We start from the raw sequence: 23,679 nt of genomic DNA, 5'->3' as shown, positions 1-23,679 counted from the left end.
GATCATGGCTGCTCATACCCAGATAGAAGTCCGGACGGCCTGCGATCCGACCGACCCGAACGGCTTCGAGGTCCTCGGCGCGAGCATCCCCGAGGCGCGGCTCGCCGCGCTCATCGCCCGTGACCGGTTCGTCGACGTCGTCAACCAGGACGGGGTGCGGCTTCAGCTGAGCTTCGACATGGACCGGGCGACGCTCGTGTGCGGGCGCTCGGAGCCCGATGCAGCACCCTTGGTCGATCGCATGACCGGAGCGGGCATCACACTCGCTCGGCACCCTACCTTCGACATCACATTCGCGCAGCAGGAGAGCGGTGCGAGCCGCGTCGCCTACGACGACCTGATCGGGCCCAACATCGCGGCGGTCATGGCGCGCGTGGGTTGGCGCTACGACGGGTCGATGCTGCGCATGAACGCCCTCTCGGCAACGGCAGCCCGCCGGGTCGTGGCATCCGGCTGGGCCGGCACGATCAAATCGCGCGACGGCGCTCGCGGCATCAACGTCAGCTACGGGGTCGCGGCGAGCCATCGCGGCGCCGGGCTGAGCCGCCTGCTCGCCTACTGCGCGGTGGCGGAATGCATGGACCACCAGGTGCTCGAGGGCGCGCCGCTCCCGACGTTCGTGAACATCCAGGCGCGCACGACGAACGCTGCGTCCCTGGCCGTGGCCCGCTCACTGGGTATACCGGCATGCCCGGAGGCGAGCTTCATCGTGCCGGAGGACGGCCGCCGGGTGGCGTACGTCGGCTTCCGAGAGCCCGTTGAGCACTTCCTGGCCAGAGGCCTGGAGCACACCAGGGACCGCTTGCCCGAATACGACCCCGGCTCGATGGCGGCCGCCCGCATCGGGAACATCGCAACGCTGCCCGGCCTCGCGCTTCACTCGAGAAGATGAAGCGCGTCCTTCACGTCATAGCTAGTCATCGGGCGACAAAGCTCTCTTCCCACCCTTGACCTGCACCGGCTCAGACCGTTTCACTGGTGATGCAGTTGTCGAGGAAGCGACTCAGGTCTAGCATCGCACCCTACACCACGGGGGTTCCATGGGCGTTCCCATTGTCGAACACGCAACCGCTTCTGCCTCCCGGGTCCGTCGAGGCATTGATCCGGACGAATTAAAGGGCTGGCAGCTGGCGCAGGAACCCGCCACCAGCCATTTCACCGCCTCATTACAAGTCGCTCATGCGACATTACTGGGGCTTGCGTTCTGCCTGTGCGGTCAAGTGCACGCTCAACGTGCCGCACCCCCACCAAACCTTAACTTGGAGAAGAAGAGTAAACCCATTCCTGCTTCTCGCCTCAAGGAAACACTGGCCCGGGCGAAACTCGCCAATTTGAGGCCATTTGGAACCCCGGGGACGATATGCTACATCGGACCCTGCAACGGGGGATACCGGGAAGAGTGTGTTTATGCAGACGACGGGGCTTGCACTTCATGCACGGACGTCACTTCCCCAGTTTGCGGCGAGCCCAAATAGTAAGAACGTCGTGCACCCAAAATCACTTACAGGATGTTTGATCGGTGCCATTCTATGCTTGGCGCCATTCGTTTGCTTCTCAGCACAGTATGAGGCGTTTCGCGAATACCCTTTTACGCAAATCGCCCTTAGCAACTATGACGGCTACTACACCCCCACGGTGACAAAAAAAGATGTCGTTTGGCTTTCAGAAACGATCACAATCGACTCGCCGCTAATGAGCAACGGGGGCAACATAATCCTGATGGCGAACACGGTCCGCATCAATGCCCCGATAGACTCTAGAGTTTACTTCGAGTTCTCAGAGACGTACTGGCGCGGGGCAGTTAGTGGCAACGAGCGCCAGCAAGGATATGTCCTTGAATGGCCGAACATCCTAGCTGCTTTCGACCGCCTTTATTTTTGGACGGAGAATTACGACACTGCTACAAAGACATACACTTTCAGCGCCCCGGCGGGGAAAACCTTGCTCGAGCGATACAATAACGCCACCTTGAAAAAACAGCGGCGGGCGCCTCAGCTGCCTTCGGGAATGATTCAAGCCCTTCCTTTTCCGAGTTACCCCACACAAAGCGAGGATGCGCCAGTAGTGCCCCGAGATATTTCGCGATCCGGAGATATCGTCATTATTGCAAGAACTCTAGAGTTTTGCGACCTCTGTCTTGCGAGTTTTGATCCCGTTCCAATTCCGGATGGCGATCCGTCAGATGTAATTTATCGCGCTATGCTAAATGCTGCCGGTTTAAAAGGGGGCCGCGGGGGAGCAGGCGCCAATTTTGTGCCTTGCCTGCCTCGGGGTTCTTGCGCAGACACTGAGCGCGGCGGCCTCTCCGGTCTCCCTTCGGCCGGCGGCGATGCTGGCAACGTGTCCATTTTCATGGTCGGCGAATCTAACATCGAGAGCCAACGGCAGTTGATACAAGCCGTCACGAATGTACGCGGAGGAAAGCCTCCTCAGGATTTCCGCCTCAGGACTGGAACGCTTAGAACGGTAGATGCGTCCCGAGCCCGCGGGGCACCTGCTTTCAACGCGGAAGGTCCGGCGGTTGCCTCAGCATTGGGAGCAGACGGTGCATTCAGCCTTGCTCGCGGCTTGAGCTTCAATGCCGCACTTTCCGCTGCCGTCGCAGCAATTACCTCGCATTCGCTAAACGCTTTCGATGCAAAACAGCTAGCTTCTGACGCGAACGCCGCGGGCAAAAGAATCAACGTTTCCCCCAGAAGGCAGTTCGATCAGTATCTTCTTGCCCACCTCCGTTCTTTGCAATCAAGCCTTCTAACGGCGGTACCTGCTTCTTTGCAAGTTCAGCCACCGCCTGATACTCCTCCGGCAGCGAACGATTTGTTCGACAACTTGGATTGCACCGAGCGCGATCTCGTGTCCTTTACCGACTCTGAGCTTGAATATGTCAGAAAAATTTGCGGATTCAAGGCCTTGCGCCCTACGACATTATCTAATTACCTCATAACCGTTGGGGGAATATACAGTCACATTCCAGGCGACCTAAATCAGCAGTTGACATACCAGAGTTTGGCAACTGATTTAGCCTCGATAAATGAAAACTTAACCGACGCTATTGTCGAATTACAAAATATCGACACACTACTATTGCGGCAACAGATCACTCAGCAACGCGACCGACTGCTTGGCCGCGTTAACGCTCTACAAGCTGCTATCGAAAAACTCAAGACTGAGCTTAACAAGGATCCAACGTTGCAAGACATGGTGGATTCCGTCTCCCGGATAACGGGAGCGTTGTCCTCCGTAGGAGTTGCATTGTTGCAAGACAGCTATATTCAAGCTGGAAAGGAAGTTGGCAGGGCCTACAACGAATGGCAGCAGTTTGAAGGACTATTTGCCGGCAGCAGTAGCTCCGGGCTTCAAAGGCTGCATTCGGAGTTGGACGACGCTCGCCGAAGCCTTCGCATGTTTAATTTTGAGGTACAGGCCACAGAAGCTCAACTGGTTGCCGCGCAAAGCAAAATCCTAAAACGAAGCATTGAAGCTCAAACCAGAGTCGACGATAGAGCTGATTTGATAGCTTTTCTATTCGATGACTTACTCAGAGCCGCTTTACAGGCGTACATTCAGCAGCCGGCTGCCGACCAAGCGACGCTCGTCAGTAGCCTGAGGGCCATTCGTGTCATCGTGAATGATTTTCCAGACGTAACGATCCCCTTCTCTATTCCTCCCCTTCAGAACTTCTGCTCGGTGTCTGCACCTGTGCCGTTCCCCCCTAAATCCCCGCGAGACAAAAGACCTTTTACCTGTGTCCGATTGACCGCACGGGGCAGTACTCATGTACTGCATGCGGCAAAACAGTTCAGTCACCTACCTCTAGTTGTCGTGCGGGAAGGTACAGGAACATTCTCAGTATCGCTCGGAAGACTTGGCTACGATCAATTGGTCTTAGAGGATCTCACGAGCTTTCGGGCTCATGGCGCGGCGCGAGCAAGCGATGCCGCAGATCACCGGAATGAAGCCTCAGCATCGTCGGTGACGATCCCGATGCGGCGGCCGCCATCGAGCTGGGGTGATAGCTTAGACGGCGATCAGTAGACGCAAGCGAGAATCAGTCTCATGGATGCGACGACCGCCCTTGATCTCCTACGCTGACTTGATCTCCCCGCGAATGGCCTTGGTCAACTACGGTTTACCTCGGCTTCCGAGAACGGGTTGAAGACTTTCTGGCTCGGCGCCTGCATCACACGAAGGAGCTTTCCCCTGCGCCCTGATGACTGGAGCACAATCAAGCAGCCCGGCTGCTCTGATCCTTGCCGCCGTGAATCCGCTCCGGAACCTACCCCTTCCAGCAGATTCAGCAGATCTACCTCGATGCTCACACCATTGAGGCTGACGGGTCCCATCGTCCTGTGAACCATCTAAATGCAAGCGGCGGAATGGCGACGATGAAGGAACCGCAGTAGTCGGCCTTCGCAATCAGGAGTTGTGGATCGACAAGGCATTTGACGAGCGGTGGTCGAGCTGCATTCTTCGGCATCCATGCGAATGACCTTGGCGTCGATCCCTGAAAAATCGAGAGCTTCGATTCAGATCGCGTCTTCGTTGAACTGTGGCATCGCGAGGGCCCAAAAACCTACCTGACTGCGACCGTAAGAAACTCGCGTAGGTTCCATCTTGCTCACACGTTCTCACGCAGTTGCATCATCCTGCAGCGTTCACTGCATCCTTGAGCGCCTTGCCCGCGGTGAACTTCACTGCCTTGGTGGCTTTGATCGTGATGGCCTCCCCGGTCGACGGATTGCGGCCCGCGCGCTCGGCGCGGTCGGAGATCGAGAAGTTGCCGAAGCCGAGCAGCTGCACGGTGTCGCCTTTGGTCAGCGCACTGGCCAGGTGCTCGAGCGTGGAATCGAGAGCGCGGCCGGCGTCGGCCTTCGAGAGGTTGGTGTCGGCAGCGATGGCGGCGACGAGTTCGGCTTTGTTCATTGAGGCTCCTTTTTTGAGGCGTGGAAAGTTGGGGCCGACGGGCGGCGCATCGATGCGCGGAAGCGCTGCTGGCATGCAGTCTGTCCGGCCGGGCCCTCCATTGTGGCCGATGGCCATTGATGACTCACGCAACACCCGGCCATGCACGCGGACCAGCACTTCCTGCTCAACACCCTCTTGTCGCGCGCCCAAAGTGAACTGTTTCTCGCATCTGCCCTAGCGCAAACACGATCCGCGTCAGTAGACTCGTACGCAAGAAAGAATCCGCTTCATGCAAATGACCACTACCTCCATCGATTCCCTCCGCCAGCTGATCGCAACGCGCATGGCCTCGATCGACGAAAGCTTCGCAACACGCGAGGACGGCTCACTTCGCAACGCCGACGGCGAGTCCGATGACGCCCGCGTGCTCTTGCGCCAACACTCGATGCTGACGGACCTGCAGGAAGCAGCGGCGATCGGCGTGACCGAGCTGGACCTCGCGTTCGAGGGAGAGTTCGACCCGGTGGAGCATTCGCTTGTGCCAGAGGGCGAGACCGTCTTCGAAAAACACAAGGCGATGCATGAGATCGCCCTGGCCGGCATCGAGCGCATCATTGCCGCGGCGCGCGCTGCCGGCATCACGATCCACGCACCCGAACTCGAGCAGGAAGGCGAGACGGCCGCGGATGAATCCGAACAGCGCCTCGAAGGGCAGCATCGTGGCTGATATGAATGAGCGGCTGCACTCCGCAGCGACCGTGTTCGCCCAGCTGCGCACGCGCCGCGCCGGCCCGCGCATCGGCACCCTCTCTGGCCGCCCGATCCACGACTTCATCGAGAGCGACGGCGCCCGATGGTCCTTTGACGGGAAGAACTTTGCCGGTCGCGTGCTGGCTAGTGTGCTGTCCCGCTGATACGTGAGCAAAGTCGATGCAGTTTCTCAAGGATCGACTCGGCAGTGGCAGTCCAGCGGAAGGGTCGGCAGTTGGTGTTGTGATGGGTGACGAACTGGTCGATGCGGTTGACGAGTTGCTTGACGCTGGTGAACGAGCCGCGCCGGATGGCCTTGTCGGTGATCAGCGCGAAGAAACGTTCGACCTGGTTCAGCCAGGAACTGTAGGTTGGCACGAAGTGCATGTGCCAGCGCGGGCGGCCCGCCAACCAGGCCTTGACCTTCGGATGGCTGTGGGTGGCGTAGTTGTCGACGATGCAGTGAACGTCCAACTCGGCCGGCACGGCCTTGTCGATCTCGCGCAGGAACGACAGGAATTCCTGATGGCGATGGCGCGGCTTGCAAGCCGCCAGCACTGCACCGTTGAGCACATTCAGGGCCGCGAACAGCGTGGTCGTGCCGTGGCGCTTGTAATCGTGCGTGACGCCTTCGACATAGCCCAGGCCCATGGGCAACATCGGCTGCGTACGCTCCAGCGCCTGGCATTGACTCTTCTCATCCACGCACAGCACCAGCGCGTTCTCGGGCGGGCTCAGATACAGGCCCACCACGTCGCGCAGCTTCTCCACGAAGAACGGATCGTTGGACAGCTTGAAGCTCTCGGTGCGATGCGGCTGCAGGCCAAAGAGCTGGAAGTAGCGCTGCACGCTGCTCTTGGAAATGCCGGTCTCCGCGGCCACCGAGCGCACGCTCCAGTGCGTCGCGCCGTCGGCCGGCTTGGTGTGCAGCGTCGTCTTGATCAGGTTGGCCACACGCTCGTCGTCGATGCTGCGCGGCGGGCCGGGGCGCATGTCGTCGTAAAGCCCCGCAATGCGGCGCTCGATGAACCGAGCGCGCCACTTGCCCACGGTGGCCTTGGTCAGTTGCAGACGCTCGGCGATCGAGCTGTTAGCCTCGCCGTTGGCGCTGCTCAGAACGATGTGCGCTCGCGCACTCAACGACGCCGGCAGCGAGCGGCTGCGCGCAAACGACACGAGTTGCGCCCGCTCATCGTCCGTCATCACCAATTGCGCCTTCGGCCGGCCTCTGTTCATCGCGGTATCTCCAGTTCCAAGATACCGCAAAGGCATGCATTATTTATGCCACTTATTAGCGGGACAGCACACTAGTTCATCCTGGTCAAAGGAACCATACGCCTTGGTGCGAATCACCACCTTGCAGCCGAGAGAATCAGCGTCATAGGCGTTCTTGACGCATTCGAGGATGGCTTGCTCCGCATCCGTCACAAGCTCCTCACCCAGTTGGACGAGCACCCGGGCAGAGACTTTAATCTCGTCTGGGCGATGATTTTGTTCGTCCAATCCCATGCTCTCCCTTAAGCGGCCCATTAGCTCTTCTTTGCGCTCTTCTTCGCCAGGACGATGATTTCTGTGTTCATCGTGCTGGACAAGTTGTTGCGCGCCGCCATTTTCTTGGCATGGATAGACCGGTGTATCCGGCCAACGGTGTCCATACCGCGCTTGTCGAGCATTTCCTCAAGAATCTCTTCCATCGGCACTCGGATGCCTTCGATATGCCGGCTGCCAATCGTCCAGGCGTGATATCCACCGAGGTTGGTCGAGTTACAGATCTGCTCGATGCAGGGGTTGAGGTCGCCGAAGAACGCACCGAAACGCTTGACGCCGCTGCCCTTGGAAGAAAGCTTGACCAGATACTTCCTCACCGACTCGAACTCGTTCCGAAGCACTTCGGCCCGCTCTGTGGCATTCTTAGCGCTGCCACCGAGGCTGGCCGTATCCAGCGCATGAGCGTTCGCGAGTACGCTAGCTTCGATCGAAGGGCTGATGTCTTCCGCCGAAATCCACTGCAGAGGCAGGAAGGCATATTGGCCGTAGGGGATCGTGGTCTTGTTATCCCCATAGGGCGGCGATGTCATGATGACATCGAACAATTGCCCGGCCTCTTCCAGAGTGCTGGTGCTGTCTCCCACTGTGATGCTCACGCTGTTCTGATACCGCCCGCGCTTCAGGAGGCCCTTTTCAGACCAGTCGACGGTCTGGTCCTTCAAGTGCTTCTTGTAGGCCTCGATCGTTTCAACGAAGGCTTTCACCGGATCGGCCTCGGGGTTGATATCCGCCGCCTTCTTGATGTGAAGCTTGTACGTCGAGTTGCGGGAGTTGCAGCAGGCGCGGATAACACGGGCCAATGCCAGCCAAAACAGCCGTCGAGCCCAGAGCGCGTCTACATCCTTGATGTTCCGTGCGACCTTGGAGATGCCGAGCGCCACGTCTTCCTCGAACCACTTTTCTCGGCCGATGAAGGTGGCTTCGTGACGTGTGATCCCATCGGCGCGGATTCTCGCAATCAACTTAGAAGCTTCATCCTTGAACGCATCAATGAAGTAAGGGCCGGACTTGACGAGACATGACAGCACCGCCAACGGGTTGATGTCTACGCCGGAAAAGTCAAGCCCCAAGTTCATGCTCTCTACGAGTACAGTCCCCGAGCCAACGAAGGGGTCCAGTACCTTTTGGGATTTGGGCGATGCCTGTTTGATAGCGTCGAGGATGTTGCCCTGCAGATTTGGCACCATCATGGCGGGATAGTGGATCAGCGCATGAGCTCCACGGCGCTTGGACGCGTTTTTGAAGGACCAGAAGTCTTTGTCATGCTTCTCCTGGATGGCCATTAGGATCTCAAGCAAAGGGTCTTCTATAACTTTTTGCAGCATGCCCCACCCCGGCCAAAAATGTTGGCGCAACCTGCTGAAGTCTATAGCATCCGGCACGATCTCCTCTTGGACTAGGAGCCGAGTGCCCGTTTAGGGTCGAGAGCACCAGTTCATCGTCGGCGCGAGCAGTCGTTGCCATGGTCTGGTCTGGTTTGCCTCGGTCGAGCGACTAGTCTGGGTAGCCAAGCGGTCGCCTGTGGCTTTGCTCGGCGAATGACCGGTTCGCGCACTCGCGAACGCTCAGTCGCTAAGTCCAGCACCGTGCCGCCCACCCTCTACTGCGAGACCTTCACCCGCGCAAACTCGAAGACCGCAGTTCTCCCATTCGCTGTAACTTCAAAGCGAATCGCGTCATCAGGTCTCGGATACGGATCGCAGCAGCCCTTCAACACGAGATCACCGGTGACCATGTGAAACGGATCCACCGTGTTCGCCTGCAGTATCGAATTGGCGGCCTGCTCCTGATTCTGGGCGTTGTACTCAAGCTGCCGTATTCCCAGCCCCGTTGCGCCTCCCACTGCCGCGCCCGCCACGATGCCGGCCAACGGGTCGTAGACGCGAACGGTGCTGGTCCCGGCGAAGCTCGTGACGCCGCCCCGCCCTGAAGCAAAGCCGGAGTAGTTGGACCGATAAGTCTGGCGCGAAGCACCATACGCAGCAGCACCAGCGGCCAAGCCACCGACGATGGCCAGCGCGATTTGCTGGCTCCGCTTTTCGCTCTGAATCTCAGCGATTCGCTCGGTGTAGGTGTAGATCGGAACCGGCTGGCCGCGGAAGAAGGCCTTGACGTTGTCCGGTGTGAAGTTAACGGCTTCGCTGCCGTTGTTGGCGTAGCCGATCGTGAAGGTCGGCATCGTCGTACCCTGCGTTCTGAACGTGGGGTACATGAAGATCTCGTTGCTCTCGCTCTTCTCGGTGACGGTGCCGATGCCCTGCGTGTACTTCAACGTCTGGATCGGCTCTATGGGTTTGGCCGAGTACGCAACCATCGTGCTACAGCCGCTCAATGCGACGGATGCTGCGGTAACGAGAGCGATGGTCTTTGCGGGTCGGTCATTATTCTTGTTCGTGAACACGGTCAATGCCTGTCGTTGTTGTGGCGGGAGCGGCGATTGTTGGCAACTCTCGACGATCAGCGTGAGGTAAAAAGTCTCGGTTGTCTCGAGAAAATATGCAGTCGCGTACCGTGGCTTAACCCATCATCGCGGCGACTCCCCGACCCGAGCTGAGCCCACAATGACCAACTGGACCCTCACCGAAGCAACCCAAGAAGAAGTGAGATCCGGCGAACTCGGCCGCCGCCTTCGCCACTTCAACTACACCTTCGTGGGCGAGTACCCCGAATCCCAGCCCATCTGGCTCAACGCCAAGGACGAAGAAGGCCGAACGATCGGCGGCCTTCGCGGCTACGTGTTCCTGTATTGGCTTCACATCGACGTGCTGTGGGTCGACGAGGCAGCCCGTGCTTCCGGCCTCGGGAGCGAACTGCTGGCGCAAGCCGAAGCGAGGGCCAAGCACCTGGGCGCGCACAGCGCCAAGCTCGAGACCTTCGAGTGGCAGGCGCGCGGCTTCTATGTGAAGCGCGGCTACAAGGAGTTCGGCCGCATCGACAACCACACCCAGGGCTTCTATCTGGCGTGCATGATGAAGACGCTCTGAGCCGGCTGCAGCCAGCGGCAGCGGGCGCATTCGGCGGGCATGCGACTGTGTTGCATTTCTACTGCAAAAATTGACTTTCACAGTGCTCTCACAACAGAATCCGCCAATGAGAGCTCCGACGGCAGCAACCGCCACCCAGGAACAGCAGGTGTTGCGCCTTGCTCGATCACGCAAACTGCTGCGCGCGCGTGACGTGACGCAGCAGGGCCTGCCGACGATCGCGCTGACGCGCCTCGTCCAGACCGGCAAGCTCGAGCGCGTCGCGCGCGGGCTCTACGGCATTCCCGGCGCGAAGACCAGCGAGCACCGCTCCCTCGCCGAGGTGTCGGCACGTGTTCCGAAAGGTGTCGTGTGCCTGCTGTCGGCTCTTCGCGTGCACGAGATCGGCACGCAGGCCCCCTACGAGGTCTGGCTCGCGATCCCGCAGCACATGGTGACACCACGGCTGGACCAACCGGCGATCCGCGTCGTCCGCATGTCCGACGCAGCCCTGGCCGACGGTATCGAGCGCCGAACCATCGACGGCATCAAGGTGCCCGTCTTCAATGCAGCGCGGACCGTCGTCGACTGCTTCCGCTTCCGCAACAAGATCGGCCTCGACGTCGCGCTCGAAGCGCTGCGCGAAGGCTTGCGCCAGCGCAAGTTCACGCTGGACGAGCTCTGGCGTCACGCCACGCGCGGTCGCGTGGCCAACGTGATGCGGCCCTATGTCGAGGCGATCACGGCATGACGGCGAACCGCGCGGCTTCCATCCGTGCACGGTTGAAGCAGCACGCCGATGCCGCGAAGGAGGACTTCAATCTGACACTGACCCGGTACGGCCTGGAACGCCTGCTGTACCGGCTATCGATCTCGGACCACGCGGCGAACTTCCTGCTCAAGGGCGCCCTGCTCTTTCAGCTTTGGTACGGCCACTCGCACCGGCCGACCCGCGATGCCGATCTCCTGGGTTTCGGTCCGGCCGATGTACCAACCCTGATCGGCATCTTCCGTTCGATCTGCAGTATTTCGAACGACGACGGCATCGTGTTCGATGCCGACTCGGTGACAGGCGCCGAGATCCGTGAAGCGGCCGGCTACGGCGGCGTACGCGTCAATGTGCGCGCAACGCTCGACGGCGCACGCCTGGCGCTGCAGGTCGACATCGGATTCGGCGACGCGGTCACGCCGGCCGCACAGACTGTCGACTATCCGACCCTCCTCGCCGATGTTCCCGCGGCGGCGCTGCGCGCCGCCAGTGCGAGTTCGCCAGCACGTAGTCCCGGCACATGTCCTCGATGGGCTTCGAGCCCCAGGCACGACTAGAAACCTCACATGGCCACCTGGACCATCACCGAAGCAACCCCAGAAGAAGTGAGATCCGGCGACCTCGGCCGCCGCCTTCGCCACTTCAACTGCACCTTCGTCGGCGAGTACCCCGAATCCCAGCCCATCTGGCTCAACGCCAAGGACGAAGAAGGCCGAACGGAGTTCGGCCTCATCGACAACCACACCCAGGGCTTCTATCTGGCGTACATGATGAAGACGCTCTGAGCCGGGCAACCGTGTCCGCATAACGGTCCCTCCTTTCTCCCCTCCTCCACGGGTTCATGCCGAGCCCGCTGGCATGAAAAACTTCACGGCGGCCTCAGCGCATGGCGCACGGCCCACGCCCCGCCAGCGCTTCGATCGGTGACATTCGGGGGCCTATGCGCAAGGCTGATTCCCGCGACTCGTGGCTGAATGAATCCCGTGACCCCATGACCGCCTGGGAGCGAGCATTGCGGCCGTCGAAGTCGTCGAACCGTTGGCTCTTCGTTCTGGCTGCCATCGCTGCATCCGTCGCGGCGATCGTCTATTTCATCGATGGGGCCGACCGGCTTCGCTTCGGCAGTCCACGCAACGCGCAGGGCGCACCGGCGCCTCTCCCGCAGCGGGACGCGACGCCCACGGCCGGGCAGCCCGTGCGCCCGCCCGAGCGTCGGCCGATGCCCCGCACACAGCAGGTCACCAAGTGCGTCTCGCCCACGGGCGCGACGACGTATTCCGATGGCGCGTGCCCACCTGGAACGAAGGCGGGCACGACGACGGTCCAACCCGACATCAACCTGGCCGACGGCATGTCGCCGGAAGCCAGGGCACAGTCCCTGCGCAGCAACAGCGCGGTCGCCCGCAGCGTTGTCGAGCACGAGCGCCGCGTCGCGATGAATGTGGATCAGGCGCCTCTTGAATGTCCGCATCTTGCAGCGCAGATTGCCGCGATCGATGCGGCGACCCGGCAGCCGCTGTCAGGCCATGAACAGGATCGGCTGCGGAACCTGCGCAAGCAGGTGAGGGATCGGCAGTTCGCGCTGCGTTGCTGAAGCTCGGCTGCAACTGCTTGACGCGCGTTTCGCTCGATCGCGGCGTCGCACACGCGCAGACGGGTGGCTCGGCGCCGCGTAGGCGGTGTCAGTTGAACGCGCGGATTTCCTTCGTGCGGGCCTGTGTCATCCGGGTCATGCAACCCATCGACTCGAGGTGCCCGGCGCTGGCCGGGCCTTGGCCGTGGGTGCCGTCGTCCTCGCATTCGGCATCGCGCTTCTTGATCCAATTGCGCTGCTCCGCGCGCAGTGCGTTCTTCGCTTCCGTGCTCAGTCTGCCCATGGTGTCCTTGTAGGCCACGTTCAATGCCTTATCCGCGGCCTCGAATTCGCCCGCAGCGATGTCCTGCGGAAGAGGCGCTTCTTCGACGACCTTCTCCGGGTCATCCTTCGGCAACCGGGCGGGTACGGAGGGCGCCGGTTCGACAGCCGCGAGCGGTGCGGGCTCAGGCGCCGTCTTCACGTCGGCAGGGGTAGGCGCGCTGATTGCGGCTGGTGGTGCGGCAACGCTTTCTGCCTTCGGAGGAGACGCCGGCTTGTCGAGGCTTGCCAGAAAAGCGCCAGCCAACGCGGCTTGAATTTCCTGCAGGTCGCTCACGCGCACAATGTGCTGCCCGTCCACGTTCTGGCTCGAATAGTTGATGTTGAAGTCGTACCGTGGCCCATCGTTGCCCTTCGTGATGATCTGGTCGATCGCAGAGGGATGACTGCCTAGCCGAGCCAGAACCGCGAATGCCAAGGCAGTTTCAGGCTCAAGTCCCGCCGATGCGTCGACAGAGAAGCGCGCTTCACAGGTGTACTTGTGCACGTCCTTGTCGAACTTGCTCGGAGTCGGCAGTTCGAGACGCGTGCCCCTGTCGAAAGTGCTCGCAGAGATGGCCTTGAATTTTTCGGGCAGCAGTTGCTCACGAAAGATGCTCTTCACGAGAGTCACTGTCTCTGGGGCGCCGCATGTTGGGGGCTCCTGCGAGCAACCCACAAGTGTTGCGGCCACCAAGGCCAGGGCGGGAAGGGCGATCTTCAAAGTCTTCTCCTAAATGATGATGTGACATTGTGAAACATTTAGAAGTGGCGGAGCGCCGGCGATCGGCGGCCGCAGGCGGCGCAGCGGCTGGCGGTGGAAGACCACGCGATCGGGCCGCACCACCCGGCCCCAGCAAAACAACTCGCGCCCGAGGTTGCCATTGCCGCAGAAGCGCGTAGCATGCCAGCGGCATCTCTCAGCGAAGTCCTTTGCCGCCGCGCGCGAGGTCCGCCTGCTTCACCGGGCCCGCCTTGCCAACGACTCGCAGATCATTTCACTCCCTGTGCGCTCGAACGGCGTTTGGCGGCTGCGTCGGTTTGAGAAAGTTGGCATCGGCCGCCTGCGTCGAACCTTGAAGGAGATGACATGGTTACCTACGTTGGCTTGATGACCTTCACCGAGAAAGGCATTCAAACGGTCAAGGACTCGACCAAACGCGCCGCCGCCGCCAAGGAGGCTGCGAAAAAGTTCGGCGTCAACATGCGGGAAATCCTCTGGACCATGGGAGAGTTCGATCTTGTTTCGATCATCGAGGCAGAGGACGAGCAGGCGTTGGCGGCGTTCAGCCTTGCCATCGCGACGCAAGGCAACGTTCGTTTCCATTCACTACGCGCATATACGAGTAGCGACATGGACGCGATCCTCGCCAAGCTTCCATAGATGCGTGCGACCGGGTGCAAATCCCGGCGCGTCCTGGATGGCGCGGTTTTCTTGTTCCCGCTTGCCCCTATGCGGTGCCGCTCGGTTTCTGCTCGGGATGCAATATTTCCATTCGTACGCTCGGCTCGCGCTTGCTGCGATCGAAGTAGAGCATGCCCGGTTTGCTGGTGAATCTGCCGAAGGCGTCGGTGTATGAGGCGGTGAACGGGGTATCCATGAGTTCATGGCCTGGTGGCAAGCGAAAGGTGAACGAGACGAGTCCATCCCTTGCAAGATGTTTGAAATCCTGAGGTTCGAACAAGTTGCCCTCCGGAACGATCTTCAAGCTCGTGCACATGTCTCCTCCAAGATTCTTGATCTCCACTTGGAAGGTATTCCCTCGCGACGAACTTGCGGTTGTGTGGACTGCAAAGGAGAGGGAGGGCTGGGCCGACTGACGCTGTTGTTCTTGAGCGAGCGCGACTTGGTCAATCTGGTGCTGGAGCGCTTGGCTGTCGACCTGATGTTGAAGAGCTGCAATTTCGACGAGCTTGCGCTGCTGCTCAACGGAGTTGGCAAGTTCCTCCGCCTGGAGATGCAGCGCTTTGCTGTTCTGCCGAAGTTCTATGCCTTGCTGGAAGTAGCCCAGGACAAGCCACAAGATGGCCAGCGGCCCGAAGGCGCCAGCGAGGAAGTCACCCAGCTCATTGAGATCCAGCGTGCGCAGGTTGTGCCATCTGCCGCCGATGAGCTCATTGAGGATCGTCAGGTACGTCGCCGACGCGAAGACCCCTATCAGTGCAAGCACTCGTCCCATGGCTACCTCCAGCTGTTCTTGGAGTGGCAGTATGACGCGGCCACCCGCTTCTTCGAGGCCTTCCACTTCGAGGTCGTTCCTTTCGAGCAGGTGACGGCCGAGTTCGCCGCGACAGAAGGCGAAGGAGACAGCTCCCTCGCCTGGTGGCGAGAGGCCCATTGGCGCTATTTCGGGCGCGAATGCGCACGCATCGGTAGAACGCCGAGCCAGCATATGCCGGTCGTCTGCGAGCGCTTCCGGGTGGCCTTCAAAGGCGACATGCTCAGCCGGAACCGCGCGTACGATCACCTGTAGGGCCTCCTTCATTCACATGTCTCGCCGGCTTTTGAACCGGCGCCCAGGAGCCAACCATGGGCTGGTACGAAGACGAGGAACGGCGCAAATGGCTCAAGGGTGAAGTTCCATTGCCGCCGACGAATGACCCGCACGAGCTGCGTGGACGGCGCTGGAACGGATCAACCGCAGTACCGGAAGTCCCATGGAAACGACATGCATGGTGGGTTCATGCTTGTGTCGCAAGCCACTCCCACTGTTCCGGACCAGCGACTGGTGTTCGGCGCGGTCATGGATGCGTTCTACCGGACGCTTCCGGCCCCGGCATCAACACGCTCCACTGAGGGCCGCATCCATGCTGCGGCCAGGATCATTGCGAAGATGGGTGATGCGTCGCCCGATGGCACACGCTTCGCCTTTGTCGACAACCGCATGGGGAACGAATCAGTGCTGATTTCCAGCGGCCCTGTGAGTGATAGCGGTGTCACTCGGGCCTTCATCTGCGCAGCTGATCTCAACGGCAGGATCCTCAACATCAATCATGTGCATGCCGTCACCACCGACAGTGGTGAGACTCGCGTCCAGCTCAGCCATCTGATCCCAGGACAACTACGGGTATATGAAGGGACTGAACATGATGAACGCCTTCGGCAAGCTCCGTGGCTGCGACCGTGTGTTCAACCAGATGAACCGCGAACTCAACGGTTCCGAGGAGTTGGGGGACTACGTTTCACCGGGCAGGCGCGTGCGCTGATCCCGGTGATGGCTGGACGCCCCTGTCACTATCGCCGCCTCGGCTCGCAGACATGGTCAAGACGCATCGTCAAGGGATTCGCATCTGCTGCCGAAAGATCCATCACCTCGACGAAACAGCGCTCGGCTTCGCCTGCCGCAACGGCAAGGCGGCGTCCCGGCTTCATGTGGGACACCTTGTGGCCGTTGACAACGACAGTTCCGCCGAGGCGATTGATTTCCAGGAGGGTTGCCGTCAGGCCGTCGGATGTCAGGACCGGTATTGACGCCCGGAGCATGATTTCAGTTCGACGCGGTCCTTTTTCCGCTGGTTGCCTGGGCACAGGAACAGCGGCCGGCTCCGCAGGATCTCTTTGTTGAGGAGGCTTTGGCGCTGTCGCGACAGCATCACCAGTTGGACCAGGCGGCGGAGCGGATGCAGAAGGCTTGGTGCGGGCCAACCGCAGGTCTTCGCGGAGCTGCGCGATGGCTGCTTCGGAGGTTTGTAGTTTTTCCCTGGTGGTCTTCAGTTCAGACTTCAGCAATGCCTCTTCTTGCACCATCGCTCTGAACTGATCGGAATTCACGAGCTGCTTTTCAGACGGCTTGGATAGCCCAATCCACGCCGCACCAACTGCACCGAGAGCGCCGAGGGCCGCTCCTCCAAGGGTCGCGACCGCGGTAATAAAGGCGCCCTTGGTCTCCATTGTCACGGTCAGCTCCCCCAGAAAGTGTGGCCAACCGCCGCGTGCTCCCCGCGGCACGTCGCGCCTTTGGCCAGTTCGCTCCCCTCCATTCGGGCACTGTGCCACAGCCCGACACCCAGCGCGAGCGCTTCGCGCCCGTCGCTGCGCCATTCGCGCTCACCCCCGGCCAAGAGCACGCAAGCCTGCAAATGCCGTGAACGCGCAGAGGCCCTGCCTGTCCTGCACGAAGCACATCGGCCCCTCGCCACGCTCGAGAAGCAGCACCCGAGTCCCTGCGGCGAAGTGGCCGTCCGGCGGCGCGTCGGCTGGTCCCGCTGCGAAGTGGAAGGCTTGATCGGCAATTACCTCGTGGGTGAACCGCCTCGGCGGCGGCTTCACATTGGCCTCCGGGACCACCGCGGACTCCGGCAGCACGACCGACTTCGGCCGCAGCATCCTGGGCATCGCCGGCACTTGTGATGTCAATCGACCAGGCTGTCGTCGGGCAAGACGGCCGGCGCGAAGATGGGCAAGGCGTGTGGATGTTCGTCGGCGCGGAAGGCCATCAACCCAGCCTCGGCCATGGCCTGAAGGTTCGGCAGCGCATAGGGCTCGGCAGCGCTCAGGTCGACGACATAGCCCAGGTCCTGCAGGCTGGCGACCGTCAGCCGGCTCAGCGGGTTGTTCGGCGCCGCAATGAAGCCCGACATCAACTCGTTCTTGAATACGGTTTCCCGCCAATGGCTGTTCGCCGTGCCCGACCCCCCGGTGTTTTCGACCGGGACCGCCGTGGGGCCGATGCCCTTGAGCGCGCCGAACTCCTTCTTCGCCCCCGCCCCGGTGAAGCGCGGATTGACACCGCCGGAGCCGGTCAGCAGGCCCTTGCGGCTCCAGATCGTGCCGATGCCGATCACGTGGCCCATCTCGTGCGTGATGACGTCAACCAGGGTGCCGTCGGCCTGCATCTGGGCGAGATCGGCGGTGTCGAAGGACATCAGGCCCTTGGCCGGCAGGAACGCATTGACGCCCGCCGAGGCCGGGCGCAGGTGCGTCGGTCCGGCCTGGCCAAGGATCTGGCCGGGGCCATCGATGGGCACGCCCTGCGCCATGATCAGCAGGTCATCGATCATCTCGCCGCTGACCATCACGCTGGGCAGGTCGCCCACGATGACCTTGGACCACCGCTTCGCCGCCGTCTTGAACGCATTCTTCTGCGTCGCCGTCAGCCCGCCGACAAAGCGCACCTCGATCTTGTAGGCTGACTTGATCGCGGCGGCGCTGGCGCTCGCCTTCACACTGGCGTGCGCAACGAACGTCTCGATCGCTGCCGTCTTCTTCGCTTTCGCCATCGTCGACCTCCACATGGATTGGCCGGAGCTTTCAATGGAGATCGGCCCGCTGCATGCTCCGTGTTGCAGCGCCCCGGCACAAGATACTCGGGCCGAGATGGTGCGTCATCCCCTGTTTGATGGGCGCCTTCGGCAGCCAACGCGGCGCTTGCCGAGCACACTGAGGTTACTTCTTGGCTGCTCCTGTTTGATGGATTTCGATCAGGGTCTCCAAGAGAGTCAGCCCACTTCTCGCGAACCCATTGCTGTCGCGAATGATGTTCAAGATGCCCTTCAGGCACCCAATGGCCATGCCCGCGCGGGCAAGCGCCGTGCGCTTTTGTGCAGCCCATTGACCCTTGGACGGGCTCTCGGGCGTTCTCGACCGCAGAGCATCCAAGTCACTGGCGGCTCCTTTGAGCGCCTCGGTCAGCGCGCGCGCGATGGGTTCGCCAGGGCCGTCAACATCCTCGTTTGCGGGGTCGATGAAAAAGGCAAGCCGATCCACGAATCGCTTGTCCGTGATCAGCGCCAAAACAGCCTGCTTGAACGTCAGATACTGCTCCAGGCCTTGGTCGGGGTGATCCAGAGCTGCATCGAGGCTCGCGACAAAATCAAGCCAGATCCGCTTGACCATTCGAGTTCTTGCAGGCCCATGGCGAGCGGGCAAAGGGGCCATTCCGACTTCTCCATGTCACTTGGCGGCGGTGAGCTTCCGAGGAAGTGCCTCGAGCGGCTGACCTACTTGACGCCAGCTTTGCGGATGTCAATCAGCTCCATCAAGAGGGTGAGTCCAGCCTTGGCGTACTTGTTCTGCTCCAAGAACATATCGGCAAAGTCCTTGATGCTTCCGGTCACGGTGCCCGCGCGCCCAAGCGCCGCATCCATGCGGGCTTGGGTGTTCTTTTTCCGTGGATACCTCGCTTGGCGCTCCGCCAGACTCTGCAGTTCTCGCGTGTTTGCCTTGATTTCCTCAGCAAGCGCATTGACGAGCTTTTCTGCGATGGCCTTGCGATCCGCGGTTGTTTCGGCCGGTGGGGTGAGGACGCCCACGATCTGTTCGCGGTATGCCGGGTCGTCCCGGATCATGGCGAAGACCTGGCTCTTGAACGTGAGGTATTGCTCCCAGCTTCGATCCGGTCCTGGCTCCAAGCCCTTCCACAGTGCGTTGACGTAGTCATTCCAGATGCCGGAGGCTTCATCACGGGTCAGCATCGCGATCCCCTTCGCAAGAACGTGGCCGGCGAGATACCCCGAGGCGCGGGCCACGGACGGCCGCCTCGCAGGCTATTCGAAACCGCAGCAGGCTCAGCGCCCGGCTGTTGCAACACGCGCACCACTCACGCACGGCGTGCCTTGCTCCGGTCGCCAGTTCGTTGCTGATGGTCAGACTACGGCAGAGAGAAACGCTTCACAAGCAAGACCAGCTCGGAACGTCCCCAGAATGGGGGAGCTTTCAGATTCGGGGCGATCTGGGGGCCTTAGCCCGAGGGAGCGCACAATGCGCCCCTATGGTCAATATCGCATCCGTACTGAAGGCAGAGATTGCACGTGTCGCGCGCAGGGAAGTCCGCGCCGAGATCGAGCAATTGAAGAAGGCCAGTTCATCACAGCGCAGCGCCATCGCGCAGCTGCGCCGCCAGATCGCCGCTCTGGAAAAGGCGCTCAAGCAAGCCAGGCGCCAGAGCGCTTCGGCGACGCGCACTCAAGTTGCGTCTTCGGAGAATACGCCGCGCCGCTTCAGCGCCAGCCGCCTTGCGGCACACCGGGCCAAGCTCGGCCTGTCTGCGGCCGCGTACGGCAAGCTTGTCGGAATGAGCGGCGCCACCGTCTACTTGTGGGAACAGGGCAAGTCCCGCCCGAATGCCGAGCAGCTTCAGAAGATTGCCGCGATTCGTGCCTTGAGCCGGACTGCGTTGCTGCAGCAGCTGTCCGACGGGTAGTGTCCAGCGCGGGCTGGCAACCCGGCGCCACGGCTTGTGAGAGGCGTGCGTACACAAATCTGAGGATGCCCGTGCAGTGGCGCCGGTCTAGAGTTCAGCGCAACGAACTCCGGTGATGCTTTCGCAGGCGCAGTGCATCTCGGGACCGCGCGTGCCGCAAGTACAAGCGGCGCACGCCACTTCTGCGCCTGACTCATCACAGGTAGGAACAGCCATGCGAAGCAGTTTTCACGGTCTGGTGCGCACCGTTGGGCCCGATGTCGCGTCAACGGTCATGGAGGGTGGCCAGCTCAAGTACTCGAAGATCCTGAGCAAGAAGGAAGCGGAGGAGCAGAAGGGCCGTGCCCAGCCCAACGTGTTCCCCTTTGGCTACATGTTCGACGCGCTGAAGGCGGCCGATGGCTCCATTCGGCCAGAGCACCGATTGCCCGATGGCGGCAGCACGCCGGCGAATCTCGCAGCCTTGGCGGCAACGATGAGCGAGGACAATCCCCGGCTCGATCGCAAGACGAACATCGGCGCTGCCTACACCTATCTCGGCCAGTTCATCGATCACGACATCACCAAGACCGAGACGCTGGACCCGGCCGTCGGTTCAACCACGGAAGCGGCCTTCCAGGCGGCAAAAGCGGGCGCTTCGTTTTCGCCGCTCGACCCGGACCGCCTCGCCAGCCTGATCAACAAGCGCATGCCGGCGCTGAACCTGGACAGTGTCTTGTCCAATGCGGCACCTCGCGATGAAAAGGGCGCGATGATCGTTGGCCGGGTGACCACGGCCAATGTGCCGCCGCGGCCACAGCTGCCGTTTACCGAGCCGGCCGACTTGTTCGAGTCGCATGACCTGCCACGACTGCCGGCCACTTCCACCAACGAAGAACTCGACCGGCGCGCACAGATCGGCGATCCGCGCAACGACGAGAACCTGGTGGTCGCACAACTGCACGTGGCATTCCTGCGGGCACACCGGCGCCTCGTGCATGGCGAGCAGATGAGCGCGGCGCAGGCGGACAAGGCGCTGCAGCAGTTCTACCAGGCCGTTGTGGTGCAGGACTTCCTGCGGGTGGTGTGCGATCCGGCCGTCGTCGATGCCGTGCTCCAGTCGCCCGGGCGCTTCTATCGCCCGACACCGGACTGCCCCTACATGCCGATGGAGTTTTCCGTGGCGGCCTATCGCTTCGGGCACTCCATGGTGCGTGAGCGCTACAACTACAACTCCGAGTTCTCTGGCCAGGGCGGCAAGCCGTTGGCGACGCTGGCCGACCTGTTCACCTTCACCGCATTCAGCGGCCAGAACTTCGACCTGCCGACTGTTCCCCAGAACTGGATCATCGATTGGACACGGTGGCTGAAGCGCGCCGACGACTCGCTGGACAACGACGCTCGTCCCATCGACACGCTGCTCGCGCCAGGTCTGATGAACCTGCCTCAACATCAGGGCGTGATCGGCGGCACCGATGTGAACATCCTGGCGCTGAGGAACCTGGTTCGCGGCTATCTGCTCAGCGTGCCGACCGGGCAGGCGGTGGCCCAGGCCGTGCGCGATGCGCTACCCCAGATCCAGCCACTCACGGCCGAGCAGTTGCGCGCGGTGGCGAAGGACGCAGGCGATGCCCAACTCAGCGCGCTCGTTGCCGGTGGCTTCGACGTCCGGACACCGCTGTGGTACTACATGTTGGCCGAAGCCGCTCACGTGCGGGCGACGAGCGGCCAATCTCACCTCGGGCCGATCGCCAGCGCAATCATTGCCGAAGTGTTGGTTCAGCTGGTCATGCTGTCCGCGGACAACTTCATGTCCGTGCCTGGATGGACTTCACCGATACCGCTCGAGCGTGCCGGTCGCGCCCAGCTGGTCGACCTGTTTCGTTTCGCGCAGCTGTTCCCCTGAGCGATCGCCGTCTTGAAGCCTTGCGGCATCGGCCGCTTCGACGAGCCGGCTCAGGCCGCCTGCACCGCCACAAGCCAGAGCTGCGCCCCTTGCTGCGGCGTCGAGGCCCAGGTGACGTTGTAGGTCCCGGCCGCAGCCACCTGCCTGGCGGCCACGGCGCACTGCACCAGGGCACCCGAAGCCAGCACCGAATCGATCACGGTGAAGCCGTTGTTGGGCACGGCGGTCTTATTCTGGTCCACGCCTGCATCGCCCCACCACCATGCGACGAGCAGCGCCGGGCCGGTGGTGGTGACGCTGGCGCTGGTCAAGGGCTGGCCCGAGGGCACCTCGCGCCATTGCACGTCGCGCACGACACCGCCGTTGACGATCTCGACGGCGGTCAGGGTCGTCTCGTCGGTGACCTTGGGCGTCTCGGCGGTGACGACGTGGCCGTCGCGGCCCCGGGCCTGCGCGCAGGCATACAGGGCCGTGCCGGAGTTGGGCCAGAGGGTGTAGGTGTGCGGCGTGCCGAGCTGGACGAAGGTGTTGCCCGCGTTGTCCCTCGGCAAGGAGGCCACGAGCACACCCCTGCCGACGCAGACCAGCAAGGTGCTGCCGGTGGCCCGCGTGGCGAAGGCGGAGGTGGAGAGCGTCGGGGACGACACGCGGTCGAGGATGGTGAAGGCGAGCGTGTGGGCGCCGAGGGCCGGTGCCGTCGAAGATGAAGGGGGCGCGGGCGCAGGGGCCGGCGCAGGCGCTGCTGCCGCGCCGGGTGCCAGCGCGGCGGCGGCCAGGGCGGCGGACCCGCCTCCCCCTCCACCGCCGCCTCCGCCGCAGGACGTGAGCGTTGCGCCGCCGGATGCCACGCCGACCGTGGCCAGTGCACACATGCGACGCAGCAGGACGCGGCGCTCGTTCGGCAGCGCGGGGGCCGCACCGTCGGAGGGTTCATTCATGTCGGCGCTCCGTTGTCTTTGTCTTTCGATTGTGGGGCGACGTGGCCTGCGGACCAACACGTCGCGCAGCTCAGCTGTTACCGGCCGTCAGCGCCGGCATGCGTGCTTCAGAAGCCATCACTTGCCGGTCACCTGCGCCGGCGAGACAATTTGCGCGCAGCAAAGCCCCTGCTCCCCTGCCCTTCGCTGCGGCCTGGTAGATCGAGCCTGTGAAGGAGACACTCCCCATGACGCCGAGCATGGAAGATGCGATCGACTGGGAGCGGTCGACCCGCGCCTGACGGTGGCGATGCATGCCCCTGCCATGGGCCCGTACATCCTCCAGACCGCGCGCCTGGGCTTGCGCCGCTACACAGCCGACGACGTCGAGCAGCTCCGCCCTGTCTTCGCAGACCCCTACAGCGCGACGTTCTACCCCGGAATGGATCGGCAAGAGCTGCTGGAGCGCTGGATCGACTGGAACCTCCGGAATTACCGGGACCACGGCTTCGGCCTCTGGGCGCTCGAATGGCGGGAGGACGGGACCTTCGTCGGCGATGCGGGGATCACCTGGCAGACCGTGGAAGGCGAGCGCATTCTCGAGATCGGCTGGCACATCCACCCGCTGTTTCGCGGCCGCGGTCTTGCCACGGAAGCGGGCCGGGCCTGCATGGCCTACGGCTTCGAGCACCTGCGGGCCGGCTCGCTCGGCTCCATCGTCGATCCGGCCAACATCGCGTCGATCAAGGTGGCGTCGCGCGTTCATTCAGGGCAGCGGGAGTACGAGGGAGCGAAGGGGCCCATGCTCCTTTTCTCCACGTCCGCAGCGCAGTTCGCAAGCGCCCGCGGCGTCCCGCCCATCCCATGACGACCATCCATCGGCCGCGTGCAGAACGCAGGGGAGCA

At 62.0% G+C, this 23,679-nt stretch carries 28 protein-coding genes; 15 read left to right on the top strand and 13 right to left on the bottom strand.

Annotated features, from left to right (window positions below; translation table 11 throughout):
- Positions 1-4 precede the first annotated feature (4 nt).
- Together A8M77_RS01830 and A8M77_RS35030 are read left to right on the top strand one after the other, a co-directional pair.
- Positions 5-892 carry a hypothetical protein gene (locus A8M77_RS01830; RefSeq protein ID WP_086919845.1) on the top strand — a complete coding sequence of 296 codons (888 nt, stop codon included), beginning with the start codon at positions 5-7 and terminating at the stop codon, positions 890-892.
- A 620-nt stretch (positions 893-1,512) separates the two neighbouring features.
- Entirely contained in the window at positions 1,513-4,035 is a 2,523-nt protein-coding gene (locus A8M77_RS35030; RefSeq protein WP_143694516.1) for a hypothetical protein, read from the top strand.
- 606 nt (positions 4,036-4,641) lie between these two features.
- Here the strand turns inward: A8M77_RS35030 and A8M77_RS01825 are convergent.
- A complete protein-coding gene (locus A8M77_RS01825) occupies positions 4,642-4,998 on the bottom strand; it encodes an HU family DNA-binding protein (protein ID WP_158100869.1) in 357 nt (118 codons plus the stop codon).
- Between the two features lie 250 nt (positions 4,999-5,248).
- On the opposite strand from A8M77_RS01825, the gene A8M77_RS01820 reads away from it, so the two are divergent.
- Together A8M77_RS01820 and A8M77_RS01815 are read left to right on the top strand one after the other, a co-directional pair.
- Positions 5,249-5,632, top strand: coding sequence for a hypothetical protein (locus tag A8M77_RS01820; protein ID WP_143694515.1), 384 nt, complete (start codon positions 5,249-5,251; stop codon positions 5,630-5,632).
- Positions 5,625-5,819 (top strand): hypothetical protein, encoded by a 195-nt coding sequence (locus tag A8M77_RS01815; RefSeq protein ID WP_143694514.1) that lies wholly within the window; start codon positions 5,625-5,627, stop codon positions 5,817-5,819. The genes A8M77_RS01820 and A8M77_RS01815 overlap by 8 nt, the downstream gene beginning before the upstream one ends.
- On the opposite strand, the gene A8M77_RS01810 is transcribed toward A8M77_RS01815, so the two are convergent.
- The 4 genes from A8M77_RS01810 to A8M77_RS01795 all read right to left on the bottom strand — a co-directional run bounded on the left by A8M77_RS01810 (position 5,800) and on the right by A8M77_RS01795 (position 9,604).
- The gene (locus A8M77_RS01810) at positions 5,800-6,891 is read right to left on the bottom strand and encodes an IS630 family transposase (RefSeq protein WP_086919841.1); all 1,092 of its coding nucleotides are present in this window, start codon (positions 6,889-6,891) and stop codon (positions 5,800-5,802) included. The genes A8M77_RS01815 and A8M77_RS01810 overlap by 20 nt on opposite strands.
- Before the next feature lie 39 nt (positions 6,892-6,930).
- On the bottom strand, positions 6,931-7,164 hold the full coding sequence (locus tag A8M77_RS01805) for a hypothetical protein (RefSeq protein ID WP_143694513.1): 234 nt from the start codon (positions 7,162-7,164) through the stop codon (positions 6,931-6,933).
- A 20-nt stretch (positions 7,165-7,184) separates the two neighbouring features.
- Positions 7,185-8,486: a DNA methyltransferase gene (locus A8M77_RS01800; RefSeq protein ID WP_158100867.1), complete on the bottom strand. Its 1,302-nt coding sequence runs from the start codon at positions 8,484-8,486 to the stop codon at positions 7,185-7,187.
- A 317-nt stretch (positions 8,487-8,803) separates the two neighbouring features.
- Positions 8,804-9,604: a hypothetical protein gene (locus A8M77_RS01795; RefSeq protein WP_143694511.1), complete on the bottom strand. Its 801-nt coding sequence runs from the start codon at positions 9,602-9,604 to the stop codon at positions 8,804-8,806.
- A gap of 160 nt (positions 9,605-9,764) precedes the next feature.
- On the opposite strand from A8M77_RS01795, the gene A8M77_RS01790 reads away from it, so the two are divergent.
- From A8M77_RS01790 to A8M77_RS01770, 5 genes are all read left to right on the top strand, one after another.
- On the top strand, positions 9,765-10,187 hold the full coding sequence (locus A8M77_RS01790; RefSeq protein ID WP_086919837.1) for a GNAT family N-acetyltransferase: 423 nt from the start codon (positions 9,765-9,767) through the stop codon (positions 10,185-10,187).
- A gap of 106 nt (positions 10,188-10,293) precedes the next feature.
- Positions 10,294-10,917 carry a type IV toxin-antitoxin system AbiEi family antitoxin domain-containing protein gene (locus A8M77_RS01785; RefSeq protein ID WP_086919836.1) on the top strand — a complete coding sequence of 208 codons (624 nt, stop codon included), beginning with the start codon at positions 10,294-10,296 and terminating at the stop codon, positions 10,915-10,917.
- Positions 10,914-11,492 carry a nucleotidyl transferase AbiEii/AbiGii toxin family protein gene (locus A8M77_RS01780; RefSeq protein ID WP_086919835.1) on the top strand — a complete coding sequence of 193 codons (579 nt, stop codon included), beginning with the start codon at positions 10,914-10,916 and terminating at the stop codon, positions 11,490-11,492. The genes A8M77_RS01785 and A8M77_RS01780 overlap by 4 nt, the downstream gene beginning before the upstream one ends.
- A 9-nt stretch (positions 11,493-11,501) precedes the next feature.
- Positions 11,502-11,720 (top strand): hypothetical protein, encoded by a 219-nt coding sequence (locus A8M77_RS01775; RefSeq protein WP_052171170.1) that lies wholly within the window; start codon positions 11,502-11,504, stop codon positions 11,718-11,720.
- A 206-nt stretch (positions 11,721-11,926) separates the two neighbouring features.
- On the top strand, positions 11,927-12,529 hold the full coding sequence (locus A8M77_RS01770) for a hypothetical protein (protein ID WP_086919834.1): 603 nt from the start codon (positions 11,927-11,929) through the stop codon (positions 12,527-12,529).
- An 88-nt stretch (positions 12,530-12,617) separates the two neighbouring features.
- Here A8M77_RS01770 and A8M77_RS01765 read toward each other — a convergent pair whose 3' ends face one another.
- Complete coding sequence (locus A8M77_RS01765) at positions 12,618-13,553, bottom strand: lysozyme inhibitor LprI family protein (RefSeq protein WP_086919833.1); 936 nt, start codon at positions 13,551-13,553, stop codon at positions 12,618-12,620.
- Positions 13,554-13,919: 366 nt separating this feature from the next.
- On the opposite strand from A8M77_RS01765, the gene A8M77_RS01760 reads away from it, so the two are divergent.
- Positions 13,920-14,213: a GYD domain-containing protein gene (locus A8M77_RS01760; RefSeq protein ID WP_086919832.1), complete on the top strand. Its 294-nt coding sequence runs from the start codon at positions 13,920-13,922 to the stop codon at positions 14,211-14,213.
- A gap of 67 nt (positions 14,214-14,280) precedes the next feature.
- On the opposite strand, the gene A8M77_RS35990 is transcribed toward A8M77_RS01760, so the two are convergent.
- Positions 14,281-14,538: a hypothetical protein gene (locus A8M77_RS35990; protein ID WP_158100866.1), complete on the bottom strand. Its 258-nt coding sequence runs from the start codon at positions 14,536-14,538 to the stop codon at positions 14,281-14,283.
- 123 nt (positions 14,539-14,661) lie between these two features.
- On the opposite strand from A8M77_RS35990, the gene A8M77_RS01755 reads away from it, so the two are divergent.
- Positions 14,662-15,303, top strand: coding sequence for an ASCH domain-containing protein (locus A8M77_RS01755; RefSeq protein WP_238136670.1), 642 nt, complete (start codon positions 14,662-14,664; stop codon positions 15,301-15,303).
- 598 nt (positions 15,304-15,901) lie between these two features.
- The gene (locus A8M77_RS37150; RefSeq protein WP_272947414.1) at positions 15,902-16,036 is read left to right on the top strand and encodes a hypothetical protein; all 135 of its coding nucleotides are present in this window, start codon (positions 15,902-15,904) and stop codon (positions 16,034-16,036) included.
- Positions 16,037-16,064: 28 nt separating this feature from the next.
- Here the strand turns inward: A8M77_RS37150 and A8M77_RS35025 are convergent, their stop codons facing one another.
- From A8M77_RS35025 to A8M77_RS01735, 5 genes are all read right to left on the bottom strand, one after another.
- Complete coding sequence (locus tag A8M77_RS35025; RefSeq protein WP_143694510.1) at positions 16,065-16,727, bottom strand: hypothetical protein; 663 nt, start codon at positions 16,725-16,727, stop codon at positions 16,065-16,067.
- Positions 16,728-16,877: 150 nt separating this feature from the next.
- The gene (locus A8M77_RS01750) at positions 16,878-17,165 is read right to left on the bottom strand and encodes a hypothetical protein (protein ID WP_143694509.1); all 288 of its coding nucleotides are present in this window, start codon (positions 17,163-17,165) and stop codon (positions 16,878-16,880) included.
- Between the two features lie 17 nt (positions 17,166-17,182).
- The gene (locus A8M77_RS01745) at positions 17,183-18,049 is read right to left on the bottom strand and encodes a leishmanolysin-related zinc metalloendopeptidase (protein ID WP_086919830.1); all 867 of its coding nucleotides are present in this window, start codon (positions 18,047-18,049) and stop codon (positions 17,183-17,185) included.
- Positions 18,050-18,215: 166 nt separating this feature from the next.
- Entirely contained in the window at positions 18,216-18,665 is a 450-nt protein-coding gene (locus A8M77_RS01740) for a hypothetical protein (RefSeq protein ID WP_086919829.1), read from the bottom strand.
- 104 nt (positions 18,666-18,769) lie between these two features.
- Complete coding sequence (locus A8M77_RS01735) at positions 18,770-19,297, bottom strand: hypothetical protein (protein WP_086919828.1); 528 nt, start codon at positions 19,295-19,297, stop codon at positions 18,770-18,772.
- Positions 19,298-19,539: 242 nt separating this feature from the next.
- Here A8M77_RS01735 and A8M77_RS01730 point away from each other — a divergent pair, with 242 nt between their 5' ends.
- Entirely contained in the window at positions 19,540-19,971 is a 432-nt protein-coding gene (locus tag A8M77_RS01730) for a helix-turn-helix domain-containing protein (protein ID WP_086919827.1), read from the top strand.
- A gap of 214 nt (positions 19,972-20,185) precedes the next feature.
- The gene (locus tag A8M77_RS01725) at positions 20,186-21,856 is read left to right on the top strand and encodes a peroxidase family protein (protein ID WP_158100865.1); all 1,671 of its coding nucleotides are present in this window, start codon (positions 20,186-20,188) and stop codon (positions 21,854-21,856) included.
- Between the two features lie 50 nt (positions 21,857-21,906).
- Here A8M77_RS01725 and A8M77_RS01720 read toward each other — a convergent pair whose 3' ends face one another.
- Entirely contained in the window at positions 21,907-22,794 is an 888-nt protein-coding gene (locus A8M77_RS01720) for a hypothetical protein (protein ID WP_086919825.1), read from the bottom strand.
- A gap of 304 nt (positions 22,795-23,098) precedes the next feature.
- Here A8M77_RS01720 and A8M77_RS35985 point away from each other — a divergent pair, with 304 nt between their 5' ends.
- A complete protein-coding gene (locus tag A8M77_RS35985; protein WP_158100864.1) occupies positions 23,099-23,641 on the top strand; it encodes a GNAT family N-acetyltransferase in 543 nt (180 codons plus the stop codon).
- Positions 23,642-23,679 lie beyond the last annotated feature (38 nt).

It is taken from the genome of Variovorax sp. JS1663 (assembly GCF_002157355.1).
In the GTDB taxonomy this organism is placed as follows: domain Bacteria; phylum Pseudomonadota; class Gammaproteobacteria; order Burkholderiales; family Burkholderiaceae_C; genus Variovorax.
This window is presented reverse-complemented; position numbering and strand designations above follow the sequence as displayed.